The sequence below is a fragment of the Mycobacterium sp. NGS51 genome, from assembly GCF_059812525.1.
On the sequence record NZ_JCALCV010000009.1, the window covers coordinates 148,526 to 165,106 of the forward strand.

Here is a 16,581-nt window from a genome sequence, read left to right on the forward strand (position 1 = left end):
CCTGCGGTGCGGAAACGGCGGTTCAGCTGATCACACTGCGACGGTCAGTCTGGGGGGATAGTTCTTGCACCGCCCGTAGCCGTTGGAGCAAACCCCAAACGTGCTTGATGTGAATGGTCGTATCGGTGGCGTTGCTGCCCAACCTCATCGACACCGATCCGGGCGGCAGGCCGAGTGCTGCCAGGCACTCGGTGACCACGTCACCGTCCTGCGGGAAGCAACGCAGCGTAATGGACAGCGCCCCGTTCAGCTCTTCGGACAACGTCCTGATCTCATGCGGTCTTAGCCGCGAGATCGACCCGGCGCCGCCGAGTATCGCCGGGTCGGTCACCCGCACCGGGTCGACCCGCGAGGACCGGAAGCGACACACCCGCCATTGCGCGACAGAAGGGACACCTGCGGATAGGTAGGCGGCTAAGGCTCGTCGCGCGCTGATCCGCATCGCGCTGCCATACAGATCGGTCAGGACGTCATCGTCGTCGGGCCGAAAATCCCAACTGCCGACGAGCCGCGCGTAAGGCAGATTGTGCACCCCGCGCAGCAGCCCGGTGATCTCGTTATAGGGCACGAACCCGCCGGCCTCGCCAAGCGCCGAGGCGCGCACGATGAGGTTGCTGCTGAGCGCGATCGACTCCGCGTAGTGCCGAAACTGCTCGGCCTGCTCGGGGTCTGCGGGGGTGGTCGTCTGGCGGCGAACGAACTTGGCGGCAAGCAGTGCGCGCAGCGCGTCGGCAGCGAAGAACACCGGTATGGCCGGAGCGGGCGCCTCGGGGCTGTCGAACAGTACGGGGCCGGCCGCGAGGTCGGCCCGCGCTGGTCCGGTGACCGCCTGGTGCAGCTGCTCGAGCAGCCCCGCCGGGATCGCCACCAGATCGTCGTCGGCGGCGACGAAGCCGGTACGCGCCGGATCCAGCCGCTGCACCTGGACCACCGCGTCCAGCAGGAGCTGTCGAAGTTCGCCAACCCCCATCCGGGTCGACAACACCACCTCGGCGACCCCGAAGCGCACCGCCGCCGAACCCGCCCGCGCGATTGCCGCGCGGGCTCGCGCCAGCGTGTCATCCGCGGGCCTGCTCGCCGGCCGGTTGACCAACAACACCACCGAGATCGGCACCGAACACCGTTGCCGGGCCAACTCGGCGATGGTGTTGCCGAGCACCGCCCGGTTCTGTCCACCGAACCCCACCGTGGGAATCAGCACCGGCACCGCCGGACCCGCCGGCAGTTGACCCGCCAACTGCTCAACGACGTGATCCACCAACCGCACGCGGTCGAGCCCACCCCCGGCCTCCAAGCGCTCCCGTCGCACTGTCATCAGGAATCCTCCTTCCCCTCACCCAAGAACGCCGCGGCGATACGAGCCAACTGATCCGCCCCGATCAGCACCTCCCGGAAAGTATCGACAGTCATCGGCTTGCGAAGCCCATCACGAATCGGGTCCCAGCGCGGGTCACCGAATGGGCGGTTACCGATCCCCACTTCAGTGGTCGGGACCAGGGCGGGCACCGCGGCGAGCACCAGGTCGCGCAGCCCACACAGCACGTCGACCTGCGCGGCCTGCTGCCGGGACAGCACGGGGATGCTTGTCCAGCCGAATACCTGTTCCTCGTCGTCTTCGATGTGCACGGTGACGGTGAGCAGCCCAGGCTCGTCCGGGATCGTTGTGTCGCAACGCAATCCGCCGTTGATCGGCTCGGCGGGCCGATTGCCCACCGATAACGTCCACCTGAACCGGGTGCGGTCGTCGACCGGCCGGTCGAATGCGACGTAGAAGCCGGCGGGCTGCCCGGCCACGGCCAGCCAGTGTCCATGCCGGGCGGGGAAAGGCCCAAGCACCCGGATCCCGCGGCAGGCCAGTCGGCGCAGCACGTTACGCGTCACCCCGGCGACCACGTCATTGCCTTGCTCGAGGACCCTGGGCCAGTCGGTGGTCCCACAGGTGAACACCGTCCCGGTAGCGCTGTAAGCGCCCAGCACGGCATTGGCATCCGCCCTCGCCGGGCGGTCCTGCCAGCCCTCGCCCAGATGCGCGACGCCCAGTACCGCCAGGTGCGCCGGTGTTCCGTCGGTTCCGGCGGCCCGCAGCTGCCCGTCTGGCCCCCGGTCGAGTAGCGCCCCATCGCACTCGTAGCCGACCAACCGCTGCTCGGCGCCGAACGTGTCCCCGGTGCGCAGACCCAAGCCCTCGTACACCCAGTGCCCGGCGTGCTGGACGGTGTAGCCGACCGGGTCGCGGGGGCCGTCCCACCAGCCGCCGCCCTGGCGGTAGCTGACGCCGGTCATGGCGTTCTCCGGCGCACGGCGCCACCATTGCCCGCCCTGTGGATGGCTGACCGGCGGGTGCACACAGGTCATATCGCCGTTGTCGGCCAGATCGATACGCCACCAGCTGGTGTTGCCGCTGAAGAAGGCGACGTTGCCACCCTTCGCGACGAACTCCTGCACGGCCTGACGCATCGGCGCGCTCCAGTACTCGTCGTGGCCGACGCTGAGCAAAAGCCGGTAACCGGCCAGCAGAGCGGGGTCGCGGTGCAGGTCGAGGTCGGTGCAGAAATCCACCGCGACGCCCTCGCGTTCCAGCCACCGGATCATCGGCAGATCCCAGTGCGCGAATCCTTCGCGCGGAGTGCTCGGGTCGTAGACGTCGACCGCCTCGGGAAACGACGGCTGACCACCGGTGCCGCCGCCGGGGCGCCGGGTGGTCAGCTTCGTGGTCGTCACCGCGGGGACGAATGACGCGGTGTGGTACATGCTGCCGCCGCCCGACGCGTTGTAGGCGTGGTAGGTGGCCCAGGACAGCTTGTACAGAATCAGTGGCGTATCGCCGGCGGTGCGGCGGATCACGAACAGTGCCTGACCCGACCGCGCGTCGATCGCGGGTGCTTCATCCGGGCTGGGTGGGCCCTGCGCGGCATCGGCGGCGGTGATCACCGCCAGGTACACGCCGTCCGGCCAGCTGTCGGGGATGTCGAATTCCTCCGGCGGCCAGCCCCAATCCTGGTCCGGTAGTCCCGGCGGCACGTCGTACCCGCGGCGCGGTGAACTGGTGCCCAGGTGGACGGTCTGCAATCCGACCCGGAAGAACGCCGCCCGGTAGTGAGATTCGGTGGTCGAGACATGCAGCACCAGCCGCCCACCGGCGCCGACCGTCGGCTCGTGGGGGTACACCCACGCAGCGACCTCGGCCGCCCACCCGCCGCGTACCACTGGTGGGTCTGGCGACCCGCCGCGGGAACTTCTCGTCACCGCGTATCCTCCCCCGCCAACCCTGGCCGTCCTGCAGTTGACGACTAAAGGATCATGCGTGCTGCCCGAAATCACGACGCCGAACCGCTCTCCTACCTCAGATATGACAAGATACCCGGCCGGGGTATACGTTTAAACCGAAATCGCCAAACCCGCCGCCGAGACGGAGGAACGGGGAATGGATGACACCGTCGATGTGGTCGTGGTGGGAGCCGGGCTTAGCGGCCTGGAATGCGCGAGCGCGATCGTAGCGGCAGGGGTTGACGACGTTCTGGTCGCGGAAACGGCCGGCACGGCGGCTGCGGCCCCGCTCGGATGGCGCAGTATGGTGCCGCCGCACTATGTATACACGCGCCGCAAGCCAGTGGTTGGCGGGCGATCGCTGCACTGGCACGGGGTGGTCCTGAGACTGGAGGAGTGGGCGCTGGCCGACCCGGCCTGGCCGGAACCGCCCCGCTCGGCGCTGTGCGGCGAGCCGGCGGGTGCCGGGGGTCTCTACGAACGGGTCGAGCATGAGCTGGCGGACTGGGCGGGGGGCGCGCTGATTCGCGAGGGTGCTGACCAGGGCGGGGTGCTGCCGTCCGGTCGGGCGGTGCCGCAGGCCGTGCGGCCCGACGGCAATGGGGGCTGGCGCGCCTACACGCCGCTGGACCGGTGCGGTGGCTGGATGGCGCGCGGCGAGCGGGCGGGGCGGCCCCGAATGCGTACGGGGTGCCAGGTGCTGAGCGTGGTGAGCCGGGCGGGCCGGGTTGCCGGGGTTCGGGTGCGGGATACCCGCACGGGTGACACCGAGACCATCGCCACTCGCACTGTGGTGCTTGCTGCGGGAACTTTGGACAACACCAGGCTGGTGGCGCAACTGTCGGGGACTGGCCGGCCGCCGGCCTTCACCGGCCTCAACGACCACCTGGTGCAGGGCTTTGTGGTTCGGTTGCCGGCCGCTGCACTGGGCTGGCCGCAGCCGGTGCAGGCGTTCGAGTACATGCCCGTCGCCGGGAGCCGGTTCAACGTGTTCGCCCGCACCCGGGCGGTGCCCGAACGCCCCGACGAGGTGCTCCTCGACGTGTGGGCGATGGGCGAGCAGCTGCGTTCGAAACACAATGTTGTCTCGTTTCCCGACACCGAACGGGTCCCCTGGCGCGGCCTGGTGACGCCGGGCCTGACGGAATCCGACCGCGAGCTGGTGGCCGCGCAGCGACGTGAGCTGAGCGAGCTGTGGGCACGCCTGCGCGGATCGGCGGGGACTCGCTTGGGCTTTCCGGACTTCATGGGCGCACCGTTCGCCTTCGATCGGGCATTGGCTCAGGTGATGAGTGAACCGCGGGGGGCTCCGGTCGGGTATTGCTGGCCGTTGGGCACGGTCGAGCACGAATCCGGCACGCTGCCGCTGGGCGGGGCCGACGTCGGCGAAGCCGGTGAACTCACGGCCGCAGCCGGCGGGTACGTTGTCGGGCCCGCGACGTTTCCGCGCTCGGGTGCGGCCAACCCGTCGCTGACCACCCTGGCCCTGGCCCACTGGACGGCGGCCAGCCTGCTAATGGGCTGAAGCGTCACAGCGTGGCTGCGTGCCGGGCAACCTTGTCGAACGCGGCCACGACGGCCTCCGGTCCCGCCGGGGTGCTCAACAGCACCCGGTGCGGCAGCAGCATCAGGGTGTCGTAAAGCTGTTCGGCGTGCGGAAAGCTGGTGCCGGCCGGGGGCCGCAGCCGCTCATGCAGCCAGCGGTAACGCGGCTTGGTCTCGGGGCAATACAAGGGGTTGTGATGTAAGGGACGGTCAGCGCGGTGCACCCGCACACCGAGTTCGGCGGCCACGGCGGCGCACACCCGGTCGGTGGGCGCACCGGCGAAAGCGTCGGGATCTCGCCGCACGCCGTAGGCGAACACACTCGGTAGGTCGAGTTGCGCCGGCCGCGCCAGCGACCGCAAGCCCGGCACCCGGGCGAGTTCGGCGTCGAGCAGCTCACCGGATTGGGCGCGCTGGTGCAGCTGCGCCGGCAGCCGCTCCAGTTGGTCGAGCAACAGCGCCGCCGATAGCTCGGGCAGGCAGTGGTTGGTGCCCATCACATCGCATGCCTCGGTGAGATACGGGTAGCCGATAGCCGGGTCGACCTGCGGGTAGCGACGCGAGTCTGCCCGCAGCTGCTGCAACCGATCATAAAGCCGTGCGTCCGACGTGCACACGGCGCCGCCTTCCCCACAGGTCAGCACCTTGCCCTGCTGCATGCTGAAGGCGCCGACGGTGCCCAATGAACCCGCCGCGCGACCGTTCCACCGGGCGGCGTGGGCTTGCGCGCAGTCCTCGACCACGGCCAGGCCGTGCCGCTCGGCGAGCGCCCCGACGGCGTCCATGTCGGCCATCCGGGAATGCAGGTGCACCACGATCAGCGCCTTGGTGCGCTCGGTGATCGCCGCCGCCATCGCCGCCGGGCTCACGCAGCCGGTGTCCGGATCGGCGTCGGCGAAGACCGGCACCGCGTTGACGTTCAGCACCGCGGTGGCGGTGGCCACCCAGGTGAACACGGGTATCACCACCTCGTCGCCGGCGCCCACACCGACCGCCTCCAATGCGATGGCAAGGCTGCTGGAACCGTGGTCGGTGCTCACGCAGTACGGCACCCCGAGGAACTCGGCGAACCGCTGGGCGAACCGGCGCTCGTAGGGCTCGACCCCGGTCCAGCCGCCGGTCAGCGTCCAGCGTCCGCTGGTCAATGCCGCGGTGACCTGTTCGATTGTGGTCTGGTCCTGTTGCGGCCATTCCGGCCACCCGCCCGACCACACCGGCGAACCCCCGTGCAACGCCAGTTCTGTCACCACACCTCCCGGCCATACACTTCGAGACGATTACCTTACGCAGCTTGGCATCGAGACGGTTAATGGTTGCGAAGACTCGACAAGCCACGTATTGTTGAGGGCTGATACACCCTAACCCCCTAGGGGTATAGATCCAAAGTCGGGATGTGTCAACGCTTTCGGTTAAGGTGAGCCTTGTTCTAGAGAGGAATCCGATGAAGACACAGCGAAACCTTCGCAGATGGACAATTGCCGCGGCCACGGCACTGGCGTTCGGCACTTTTGGTATAGGCGCCGGCGTCGCTAGCGCTGTTCCGAACGACAGCGGCATCGGCGTCAACGGCGACAACGACATGGGCGGCGGTATCAGCCTCGGTCCGATCGGCGGCGGCGTTGGCAGCGACACCGGCGGCAGGGCCAATCTCGGTCCGCACGGCGTCAGTGGAGGCGCCGGCACCGACACCCGCGGTGGTGTCAACTTCGGCCCGCACAGTGTCAGTGGCGGCGCCGACAGCCGCGGTGGTATCAACCTCGGCCCGCACGGCCGTAGGTAACGGCCGACCAACTCAGCGCGGGCAGCGCCGGTCGCAACGGCGATGCCCGCGCTGAGCGTCGGCCTCGGCGGCACCAGTCAGTGGTTGATGTTGGGACGGAGCGGAGGCGCCGGGCAATCAGGTCAAGCTGGCGTGGCGGGCCGGCAGGGGCGCGGAGCGCCTTCAGGCGGCGACGCGGCGTGCACCTGGCGGTTCAACTGGGCGTCGACCGTGCGCCGGGAAGGCGCGGGTTACCGGCGATCGCGTCTTGCAGCCACAGCTTGGCTCGCACGACCGGCCGTCGCAGCTTGCGTTCCCGCTGCAGGGCACGGCGCATCTTCTCCGGTTGGTTGCTGTACCGCCAGCGGGACCAGGGGGCGTGCGGGCGCGACAACCTGATCGCGCACATCACTAACAGCGGTATGAAGAACATGCCGAGCAGGCCGCTCCACACCTTGCCTTTGAGCAACACCACCACGGCCAACGCCAGCGTTACCGCCGCCCCACCGATTACGGTAGTCCGCACCACCAGCGAGTGGTAGTCGCGCCACCAAGCTAGGACGAACGTCAGCGGGTGAAAGCCCAGCAACAGCAGTCCCGCTACCGCGACCGAGGCGAAAACCGCATCGACTGACGACCGACCGCCCTCCGCCCAGTACACGTCGGACAAGTGCAGGATTAACGCGGATTCATCGAGAACTAGCCCCGATACCGAAAACGGTTGCTACCGCGATGAATTCGGGCGTCTGCCCTTGATGGCTCAGCTGACCATCATTACCCCGGATGCCATCACCAGGATCACGCCGTATCCGGCGTGGTGGATGTGCACCCCGCCGATCTGGATATTTCGTGGTTGCCACCACTGGAGCGGCAGGCCGCTGTCAGCGTGACGGCGGACGTAACGCACGATGATGCGCGTCACAAAGAACGTCAGGATGAATGCGACCAGACAGAACAATAAAGCCAGTTGGCCGTGGTCGACGATATCCTCATGCAGCCATCGCAGCACCTAAAGGAAGTTACGGCAGTCCGTTGGCCGACAGCAGCAGAACCTTTCCGAAGGAGACTGAAAGGCGCGCGGCCCGGTTTCGGCAGCGACGGCAGCGTGATTATTGACCGCAGTGACGGCAGCGTGATCTTTGATGGCAAGGAGGGAAGGTCAAACCCGCCCGACGTAGTGGTGGCCGTCGGCGCTGTTGTCGCGGTGGTCGCCGGCGTCGTAGGGCAGGCGTGCCCGCCCTGGTTGCCGGTGAACAGCGCGACGATGCCCGAAATAATCAGTAAGGGCAGAATCGCGATGCCGACGCTCAACAGCACCACGGGCCTGCGATACCAGGGGGTGCGGAGCTTTGTCTCCAGCCTCCCCGGGGTTGAGATGCACGGTCTCATCGTCACCGCTGTAGTGCGGCGGTTCGTAGCGCGCCACGGTTGGGATTGTAGTGCCGACTTACTGAGTGTCACCCGCGCGCCCCGGAAGGCCTCACGCCGGTAAACTTCGCAGGGGTGCCCGCATCCTGATCGGAGCCCACCCTTGCCGCGACAGGCGCCGGCGGTTCGGGCCGAAGCTCATTCATTCTGATTTCCTGATGAGTGCAACTTCGCAAATGATGGCTCGCGTGCCTACCGTCAGCGATGGCGGAGTCCCGCATTGGCCCGCGGGCGGAACGGGATAACGATGAGCTGCTAAACGCCGTGTTATCCTTGCGCCCGCAACCATCACCGGACGGAACGGGCCATCCCGCAGATTATCAATCCACACCCTCGAAATCCGCGAAAGCTCGTGCTGGGCTACAGTGGGCTACTCGCTGCGGTCGCTGGTTATGTCAACTCGGTGGCCTTGCTGGTTTGGGTGTTCCCGGTCGGCAACCTCACTGCGTTGACCACGCAAATCGGCATGCACAGCACCAATCCGCTGCTGTATTCGGGCCGAATGATCGCCGGGATCGTGATCGGATTCCTGGCCGGCGCCATCGTTGCCGGTATGGTGCTGGCTGCCGCGCGGAGCCATACTGGCCCGCGCCACGCTGCGGTCCTGCTCGCTGAGGCAGCGCTGTTGGTGGCAGCCGCCGGTTTCGAACATCCTTTGGTCAGGGCGCCGCTGGCCGCCGCCGCCTGCGGGTTGCAGAACGGAACGACTTCTAGTTTTCCAGGGATGGCGATTCGTACCACGCACTTCACTGGAACCGTCACCGACCTCGGGCTGCTCGTAGGCCGCGCCTACCGCCACGGAGTCGACAAGGCGAAAGCCGCGGTTCTGACGACGACAGTGGTGCTGTTCGTCGGCGGTGCTGCTGCTGGGGTGATAATCGGCGGCCGCATCGGCGACCATGCGCTGATCCCTGCGGCCGTCGCGTGCGCAGCTGTTGCGGGCGCCAGTGTGCTGCATGACCGCAGGCGTCGCACGCGTGCGGCTTGCGCGGCGCCCACACCCGGGCCTGCATATGACCCCGCCCGTCCGCCGAAGGCCGTCAACACATAACGCGGTTCACCACAATGGGAATCGATCAGCTGCCGCTTCCAGCGGTAGCGCGGCTTCGTTTCGGGCCAATAAGCGAGTTGCGATGTAGAGGGCGGTCGGCGCGGTGCACCCGCACATTCAGTTCGGCGGCCACAGCGGCACATAACCGGCCTGTGGGTGCACCAGCGAAGCGTCGGGGTCTCGCCGTGCTGTAGCTGAACACGCGCACAAGTCGAGTTGCGCCGGCCGCGCCACCAGCTGCGCGCCCCGCAGTCTGGCCAGGATCCTCGCACCGTAGGCGAAAAATCCTCTCACCAGCTTGAGAGATAGGGCGGGAACCACGCTAACGCTCACACCGCCGAGGCGACCGCTCGCGCGGTTCCGGTGACAGCCAGCGACCGGAGAGGGTGCGAGCGCCGACGAAGACCAGTCGCAGTACCGTGAACGTGGTCAGGCCGCACCAGATGCCCACAAGTCCCCAGCCAATAATGAGCGACAACCAGATCAGCGGCAAGAACCCGATTAATGCGCTGATCACGGTTGCGTTGCGCAGGAACTTCGCGTCCCCGGCGCCGAGCAGCACCCCGTCGAGACCCCAGACAATCCCGGCGATGGGAAGTTGTGCGGCCAGGAACCACCACGGCACATGGATCGCTGTCAGCACCGATTGGTCGTGAGTGAACAGCTCGGGCACCACCGCTGCCCCGGCACCGAGCAGCAGCGCCAGCGCCGTCGCCGCCAGCAGCGAGATCGCCGTGATGCGCCACGCCACCGACTTGGCGTGCACGGCATTGCCCGCGCCCAGCGCGGCACCGACCAGCGCCTGTGCAGCGATGGCCAGCGAATCAAAAAGCAGCGCAAGGAGATTCCACAACTGCACTACAACCTGATGCGCGGCGATCGCTGCTGCGCCGAACCTAGCAGCCACCGCGGCGGCCGAGACGAAACAAACTTGGAAAGCGATAACGCGGACAAGTAGGTCACGGCCCAGCGTCAACTGCGCCCGCAGCACCGCACGATCGATACTTAGTGAGATCCGCTCGGCTAGCAGCGCCTTGCCGAACAGCAACGCCGCCAGCCACTGACCGGCCAGGTTGGCCACCGCCGATCCGGGCAGACCCCAATGGGGCAATCCCAGCCAGCCGTAAACGAGGAGTGGGCATAGCAGTGCCGATAGCCCGAAGCCGGCGGCGACATAGCGCAGCGGGCGCGCGGTGTCCTGCACGCCGCGCATCCACCCGTTCCCGGCCAGCGAGACCAGAATCGCCGGTGTGCCCAAAATCGCGATCCGTAACCAGGGCAACGCCGCCCCCGCGATGTCACCGCGGGACGCGATCACCGCCAACAGCGGCACGGCAGCAGCTTCCACCCCGATAGTGATCACCGCGCCGATGGCCAGCGCCAGCCACGTCGCGTGGATTCCTTCCCTGACGGCCGCGGCACGCGCGCCGGATCCGAAGAACCGCGCTGCGCGCACCGTGGTTCCGTACGAAAGGAACGTCAACTGTGACTCGCTAAGTACCAGCCCGCCAATGGCCAGACCCGCCAGCGGCAGCGCTCCGAGGTGCCCGACCACGGCGGTGTCGAACAGCACATAGAGCGGCTCTGCGGCCAGCACCCCCAATGTTGGCAGCGTCAAGCCGGCGATCTGTCGGCCTTCGGCGGCGGGCCCGGGTTTGTCAGTCAACTCTGGTCAACCTGTCGTCGAAGTCCCCGGCTAGTGCCCCGTCCCGCTCACACGGTACGGCGCGGATCGAGGCCGCGCCCGCCGAAGCCCGACGCACCGACGACCGCGCACAGCGCAGCGCAAAGCTACTGCGCAGCGCCTCGAGTATCACCCGCACGGTGAGGCGGCGAGGCATGTCGGCGAGGTCGATGGGCACCAGCCATCCTCCGATGCGCCGAGCCTCGCGGGCGGCTCCACGGCTAAGAGCGGAGGTCTCGCTGACCCGAAACCCGGCTCAGCGGGAAAGCCTCTGCGTCGGAACGGAATTCGTGAGAATCGGAAAGCCTTGGTGCTGCACACCTACTCAGGCGTTTCGTGTGGCCGCCAGCGATGTCCGTGGGACGGTCAGCTGGTGTAGGCGGTGTAGTTGAGGGTGGTCATCATGCCGGACTCCTGGTGGTACGCGTTGTGGCAGTGGATCATCCAGATGCCCGGGTTGTCGGCGACCAGCATAGTCTTGACTTTTTGCTTGGGCAGGACGTTGACGGTGTCTTTGCGTGCGCCCGGGCTGCCGTCGGGTTTGATCACCTGGAAGGTGTGGCCGTGCAGATGCATGGGGTGGTACATCATCGTGGGGTTGGTGAAGGTCAGGGTGGCCTGCTGGCCCTGCTTGATGGAAAGCGGCGGGCTATCGGGGTAGCGTTTACCGTTGATGCCCCAGTCGTAGTTGTTCATCGAACCGGTCAGCTCGAGAGCCAGGTCGACGTCCGATTTCGTTGATCCGAGGCTGGCCGCCGGTGTGGCGGTGAACATGTCGACGGTGCCCACCCGGCGGTTGAGTTCGGGCGGCTGGAAGTTCGCGTCGGGTGTGGCGCCGGCTCCGGTGGACAGCAGGGCCCGCCCTGGCTGTGCCTTCTTGCCTTCGGGCACGGCGACCAAGGGAAAGACCCCGTCGCCGGCGGTGACGATGACGTCGTAGCGTTCGGCCATCCCGAGCAATAAGGCGTCCACGTCGGTGGGTACGACCGGAAAACCGTCGGTGTGGGTGACGGTCATGGCGTGCCCGGCCAGAGCAACGCGGAAGGCGGTGTCGGCACCGACGTTGATGAACCGGATGCGGATCCGCTGCCCTGGTTTGGCGTTGAAGGTGGTTGGTGCGGTGGGGACGCGACCGTTGACCAGATAGTAGGGGTAGTCGACGTCGCCGGAGTCTCCGCCGAGCAGGCTGCTGGTACCGACGCCGGTCATCCCGGGCATCGCAGTCATGCCGGGCATCTCGGCCGGCATGTGCATGGTCTTCAGCTCGTCGTAGATCTGCTGGGGACTCTTGCCGATCCCGTCGCTCCAGTCATCCAGGACGACGACCCATTCGGCGTCGTAGTCGCCCGGCTCGGCGGGGTCGTCGATGATCACCGGCAAGTAAAGCCCGTAGTCGGCTTGCAGGCCGACGTGGGGATGAGCCCAGTAGGTGCCGGGATGCGGGGAGGTGAATCGGTAGGTGAAGTCGCTGTTGGCGGCGATGTTCGGGGTGGCCGGGAACACGCCATCCATGTCGTTGCGCAACGCGATGCCGTGCCAGTGCACCGAGGTCGGGGCGTTGAGCCGGTTCTTGACGGTAACGGCGAGTTCGTCGCCGACATTGGCGCGAAGCAGCGGACCGGGCAGGGCGTCGCCGTAGGCGGAGGTTCGTGCGAGCGGACCGCCGAGGTCGACCGTCGCCGGTTGCGGAGTGAGCGTGGCGCTGACCGTGCGGCCGGTGTGCGGGCGGGCCGCCTCGGCAGCAGCGATGGCCTGTTCAAGGCTGGGCGCAGAATCCGTCGACCGACCGCAGGCGGCCAACGCCACACCGACCCCGCCGGCCACCGACGCGGCGACGAACGCCCGTCGATTCAGTTGCAGGTCATTCCACGCTGGTTTAGTCACCCGAGTCCCTTCTTCCATAGTTAACGGTGGTGTCACAGCTCTAAGAGGTACGCCAGCTGGTGCCCCTCGTTACGTTCTACCGCGCTGGTCGTGGGGCGCCACCTCGCGCCGGTGGTCGGCAATCCGGACGATCTCGTCAGCGACCAGTTGCGGTTCGGTAAGGACCACTTGATGATTCGACCGCGCCGCTGGGACGTGACGCGCATTTAGACGCGCTGCAGTCTGGCGGTGCGCCGCCACGAACGCCTCACGGACGGGCCTGTCGAAGATCGTCGACTTCATCCCCGAGATGACGGTGACCGGGATGTCGCCGAGAACAGGCGGATGACGCCGCAGATTACGCAGGCCCTCGATGAAGAATTGTTCTTCCTCGTCGGCCGCCTGAGCGGCGCGTGGAGTGAGATCCTCGGTGATCAGATCGTGCACCACGTCGGCAGGCATGCCCGGCATGGCCCGCCGGACCGCCAGCGGTATCAGGCGCAGGCTCCTCAGGACGCCGATCACCGATCGGCCGGCCAGCACGATCTGCCGCAGGCGTTTGAGCGGCGACCCGCAGCAAATGTTGACGTGTTCGTCGGCGTGATCGATGAGCACCAGCCCTGCGATGTTGGACGGATTCGCGGCGGCAGCTGTCAGGGCGATCGTTCCGCCGTAACTGTGTCCGGCCAGGATGTAGGGGCCCGCATCCAGCGCTGACAGCAGTTGATTGAGGTCACCGCTGATGCGTTCCAGCGTGCGCGGTTCGGGGTCATCATCACTGCGCCCCAGATTGGCCCGATCGTAGACCACGGTCCGGAATCGTTGTGCCACAATTGGCTGCACGAGTCCCCACTCGGATCGTGAGGCGCCTAAACCGGATTCGAACACCACGGTGGGCCCGCCGGCGCCGGCCGTCATGTAGTGCAGTTGGCGCCCGCCTGGCAGACGGGCGAAGTGATTGTGGCCCAGAGTATGTATCACGGATTTTCTTCCTGTCCAGAACTCAGCGAGCCGAATGCGGCAGTTGCTGCAAAGACTTTCCCCGAAACGGTTCACGCACCCATGCCGTGGTCCGGCGGTCAGCAGGCCGGGCCCGACGATCACGCAGGACCGCCGCCCACTCCATGACGACCACGTGTGAGACCGCCCGGCATAGCACCTGTCCTTCACCAGCGAACCGTTCCCACGGACACAAACCTATACCCCGGCGGGGTACGTTCGCAAACGGCCTTCAGGTTTGTCGAGCTCGGCCGTTCACCCACATGGGTTCCCGCAAAAAGTGGGCAGGGCTAACTTGCTTGCCTGGTGGCGTTCAGCATGCGTTCCTAATCTCCGCTCGACGAACGCATCCCAAGTGTTAAATGCCTGCAATCATTGTTGTAGCGATTCACCAATCAGCAACTGCTGCAACAATGTTCGCTATTATAACGAATCCGCGGCGGTGGCAGCATTCTTGATTGAAACCCGACCACGTCAGCGGCTGACTATGGTGTGCGGTACTGCGCGACCGCGCTGAAACTGAGTGGTGGCCCTCGATTATCCCAGGCTCGACCAGCTCGGCACCATGGGCGGACGTTCGAGGAAGCGGGCATCAGGTACGCCGCCAGGTATGCCGCGGGTAGCCGCGCCGGCCAATGGCAACCCGCCCAACATTCCTCCTGGATTGCTTGCCAGGACGTCCGGAGCAGTTCCGAGGGCGGTACCCGGGAAAGTTGTTGCGGCAGGGCTGACGGCTGGGACTGCCGCGCCCCAGCTCTGTGGCACAGACAACGCGCCGATCGGCGCTGCCCGGCCCATTCCCGCGGAAACCACCCCACCGGCACCCGTGGCGCCCAGGCCCGCTAAACCCCCTGGGCCCGCCGATCCCAACGCACCCACTCCGGTACTGAGCCCCCCGGCCAGGCCCGGCGCCAACGCGTGTGCCGTGCTGGCGGCGCTGACGGCCGGCATCAGGTTTTTCAGCTGGTTCGCGTTCGACAGCAGCGAACTCGATATCCACCCGACCGAACTGGTCATCGACATGCCGGTAGTCAGGGGGCTCAACAGCGAGCTCAAAGAGGACAGAGACGACGTGGACGATGTGGACGACAGCGGCGAGGCAAGCCCCTGCAGCGCCGCGGGTAGCGTCGAAGTCACCTGCGACAGTGCCGCCTGGGTGTTCGTCGCAGCGGAGGTGCCAGTGGCCTGCGCGACCGCACCTCCCTGCGCCGCCAGTGCGGTCGGGCTGGCGGTCTGAGGGGCCGGGGCAAACGGCGTCAACGCGGCCGCGGCCGCCGACGAGCCGGCGTAGCCATACATCGCCGCGGCATCCTGGGCCCACATTTCGCCGTAGTGGGCTTCGGTGGCCGCGATCGCCGGAGTGTTCTGCCCCAAGATGTTCGTCGCGATCAACGACATCAGCAGGGCCCGATTGGCGGCGATCACCGGCGGCGGCACCGTTGCCGCAAACGCCGTCTCGTAGGCGGCCGCCGCGGCCCGGGCCTGGTTGGCCACCTGCTCGGCCTGAGCAGCGGTGGTGTTCATCCAGGCCACATAGGGGGCGACCGCAGCCGCCATCGAGGCCGACGCTGGGCCTCGCCAAGGGCCGGTCGTCAACCCCGAGATCACCGATCCGTAATCGGCTGCCGCCGAGTTTAATTCGGCGGCCAACCCGTCCCAGCCGGCGGCGGCGGCCATCATGGGTCCTGAGCCAGGACCGAAATATATTCTCGCGGAGTTGATCTCCGGTGGCAGCGCCCCGAACTCCATTTCTTTTCCTCCGTTTCGCCTATCCGGTCGCGGTCGCGTTGGCGGCCTCGGTGACCGCGTACGAACCAGCGCCGCCCGTCAAGGTGGCCACAAACTGGTCATGAATAGCTGTGGCCTGGGCGGCCACTGTCTGATACATCTGAGCGTGCGCGGCGAACTGGGTAGCGGTCAGCGCCGACACCTCGTCGATGGCCGCCGGAACCACTTCAGTGGTCGGGGCTGTCGCGGCAGCATTGCCGGAGCTGATTGCTGAGCCGACGGCCTGCAACGTGCCGGCCGCGGATGCGAGCATTTCCGGCTGTGCGGTGACGAATGACATATGTTGTCTCCTTTAGCTATAGCGTCACCGAGTACAGATGACGGTGTTTCACGCGGTCTTTACTTGTGCCTATTTGCCGGGCTCTTTTCCATGTGACCCCGGTGGTTCGTTCGGGTGGGCTGCGGCTGCGGATAGGGCTTTTAGTGCGGACGAGCGGCTGTGCCGGTCAATGCTGCCGTATAGGCATGTTGGGCCGGGTGATTGACGACGGCCAGGCTCGCCCGCCGGACGCTGTCGAGCAGACCGTGTTGGCCGCAGAGGACGTGGTTCAACAGTCACCGGCCGCCGCCGCAGAGCCAACGGCCTGGCGCTGACCGATCAGCGACGAGACAGACAGAACCGCGTCAAGAGGTCTTGACCGGTCAATACGGTGGCCAGCCGACGAGGTGGGCCCCGCCCGGCTGGCACCACAAACAAAGCAAGCAAACCGGTGATAGCTATTACTGCCGCTGCGGCGCCAAGCGCAACCAAGTCAGTGGTAGGCAGCGGCGGCGATGCAATCGCAAACACATGGTGGCACGCGGACGATGAGCGGCCTCCAATGGTTGCTTTTTTGGCGTTGACAACGAGCTGACCGCCCAGCGATGAAAGCGACGGCTGCGAAGGATGAAGCACCTGCTGGATTGGCTGCAGGGCGCAGTGGTGGCTGACGAGGGTGAGCAGCAACGCCACAGCCGCCAGGGCGACGACCGATCGCCACCGTGGCCGTGTGCGTGCGTCGCTCAATCGCATAATGCCTCGATCGTAGCAGCATGCACCCCGGGGGTATACCAAAAATCCGGCGTTAAAGCGGTGGGCGTGCGGCCGTGATCAGGCCGATATCCTGTAGTCACACAGGAGTTAACGGTGGGGCCATCATACTGCGCGGTAACCGCGCGCGCGCCATGTAGCCACCTACCGTCACCGGGTAACCGTAT

At 66.8% G+C, this 16,581-nt stretch carries 15 protein-coding genes and 1 pseudogene; 4 read left to right on the forward strand and 12 right to left on the reverse strand.

From position 1 onward, the window contains the following. Positions 1-22 precede the first annotated feature (22 nt). Positions 23-1,315 (reverse strand): hypothetical protein, encoded by a 1,293-nt coding sequence (locus tag AC5Y5W_RS13415; RefSeq protein ID WP_500013215.1) that lies wholly within the window; start codon positions 1,313-1,315, stop codon positions 23-25. Next, positions 1,315-3,246, reverse strand: a complete 1,932-nt coding sequence (locus AC5Y5W_RS13420) for a N,N-dimethylformamidase beta subunit family domain-containing protein (protein WP_500013214.1) — start codon at positions 3,244-3,246, stop codon at positions 1,315-1,317. Before AC5Y5W_RS13420 ends, AC5Y5W_RS13415 begins: the two co-directional genes overlap by 1 nt. 178 nt (positions 3,247-3,424) lie before the next feature. Here AC5Y5W_RS13420 and AC5Y5W_RS13425 point away from each other — a divergent pair, with 178 nt between their 5' ends. Continuing rightward, complete coding sequence (locus tag AC5Y5W_RS13425) at positions 3,425-4,792, forward strand: GMC oxidoreductase (protein ID WP_500013212.1); 1,368 nt, start codon at positions 3,425-3,427, stop codon at positions 4,790-4,792. A 4-nt stretch (positions 4,793-4,796) separates the two neighbouring features. Here the strand turns inward: AC5Y5W_RS13425 and AC5Y5W_RS13430 are convergent, their stop codons facing one another. Beyond that, a complete protein-coding gene (locus AC5Y5W_RS13430) occupies positions 4,797-6,059 on the reverse strand; it encodes a DegT/DnrJ/EryC1/StrS aminotransferase family protein (RefSeq protein ID WP_500013210.1) in 1,263 nt (420 codons plus the stop codon). Between the two features lie 194 nt (positions 6,060-6,253). Here AC5Y5W_RS13430 and AC5Y5W_RS13435 point away from each other — a divergent pair, with 194 nt between their 5' ends. After that, on the forward strand, positions 6,254-6,592 hold the full coding sequence (locus AC5Y5W_RS13435; RefSeq protein ID WP_500013208.1) for a hypothetical protein: 339 nt from the start codon (positions 6,254-6,256) through the stop codon (positions 6,590-6,592). Between the two features lie 122 nt (positions 6,593-6,714). On the opposite strand, the pseudogene AC5Y5W_RS13440 reads toward AC5Y5W_RS13435, so the two are convergent. Beyond that, positions 6,715-7,580: pseudogene (locus AC5Y5W_RS13440) on the reverse strand (hypothetical protein). A gap of 150 nt (positions 7,581-7,730) precedes the next feature. Beyond that, positions 7,731-7,997 (reverse strand): hypothetical protein, encoded by a 267-nt coding sequence (locus tag AC5Y5W_RS13445; protein WP_500013206.1) that lies wholly within the window; start codon positions 7,995-7,997, stop codon positions 7,731-7,733. Between the two features lie 357 nt (positions 7,998-8,354). Between AC5Y5W_RS13445 and AC5Y5W_RS13450 the strand changes: the two genes are divergently transcribed. Continuing rightward, on the forward strand, positions 8,355-9,050 hold the full coding sequence (locus AC5Y5W_RS13450) for a YoaK family protein (protein WP_500013302.1): 696 nt from the start codon (positions 8,355-8,357) through the stop codon (positions 9,048-9,050). A 322-nt stretch (positions 9,051-9,372) separates the two neighbouring features. Here AC5Y5W_RS13450 and AC5Y5W_RS13455 read toward each other — a convergent pair whose 3' ends face one another. From AC5Y5W_RS13455 to AC5Y5W_RS13480, 6 genes are all read right to left on the reverse strand, one after another. Then, positions 9,373-10,716 (reverse strand): MATE family efflux transporter, encoded by a 1,344-nt coding sequence (locus tag AC5Y5W_RS13455; protein WP_500013205.1) that lies wholly within the window; start codon positions 10,714-10,716, stop codon positions 9,373-9,375. Next, complete coding sequence (locus AC5Y5W_RS13460) at positions 10,709-10,912, reverse strand: hypothetical protein (RefSeq protein ID WP_500013203.1); 204 nt, start codon at positions 10,910-10,912, stop codon at positions 10,709-10,711. The genes AC5Y5W_RS13455 and AC5Y5W_RS13460 overlap by 8 nt, the downstream gene beginning before the upstream one ends. A gap of 188 nt (positions 10,913-11,100) precedes the next feature. Next, positions 11,101-12,618 carry a multicopper oxidase family protein gene (locus AC5Y5W_RS13465; RefSeq protein WP_500013201.1) on the reverse strand — a complete coding sequence of 506 codons (1,518 nt, stop codon included), beginning with the start codon at positions 12,616-12,618 and terminating at the stop codon, positions 11,101-11,103. A gap of 69 nt (positions 12,619-12,687) precedes the next feature. After that, positions 12,688-13,578 (reverse strand): alpha/beta fold hydrolase, encoded by an 891-nt coding sequence (locus AC5Y5W_RS13470; RefSeq protein WP_500013199.1) that lies wholly within the window; start codon positions 13,576-13,578, stop codon positions 12,688-12,690. Positions 13,579-14,133: 555 nt separating this feature from the next. Next, positions 14,134-15,345, reverse strand: coding sequence for a PPE family protein (locus AC5Y5W_RS13475; RefSeq protein ID WP_500013198.1), 1,212 nt, complete (start codon positions 15,343-15,345; stop codon positions 14,134-14,136). Positions 15,346-15,364: 19 nt separating this feature from the next. Continuing rightward, positions 15,365-15,664, reverse strand: coding sequence for a PE family protein (locus tag AC5Y5W_RS13480; RefSeq protein WP_500013196.1), 300 nt, complete (start codon positions 15,662-15,664; stop codon positions 15,365-15,367). Positions 15,665-15,849: 185 nt separating this feature from the next. Between AC5Y5W_RS13480 and AC5Y5W_RS13485 the strand changes: the two genes are divergently transcribed. Next, positions 15,850-15,978: a hypothetical protein gene (locus AC5Y5W_RS13485; RefSeq protein WP_500013194.1), complete on the forward strand. Its 129-nt coding sequence runs from the start codon at positions 15,850-15,852 to the stop codon at positions 15,976-15,978. Positions 15,979-15,982: 4 nt separating this feature from the next. Here the strand turns inward: AC5Y5W_RS13485 and lpqS are convergent, their stop codons facing one another. Further along, positions 15,983-16,396, reverse strand: a complete 414-nt coding sequence (gene lpqS / locus AC5Y5W_RS13490; RefSeq protein WP_500013192.1) for a putative copper homeostasis (lipo)protein LpqS — start codon at positions 16,394-16,396, stop codon at positions 15,983-15,985. Positions 16,397-16,581 lie beyond the last annotated feature (185 nt).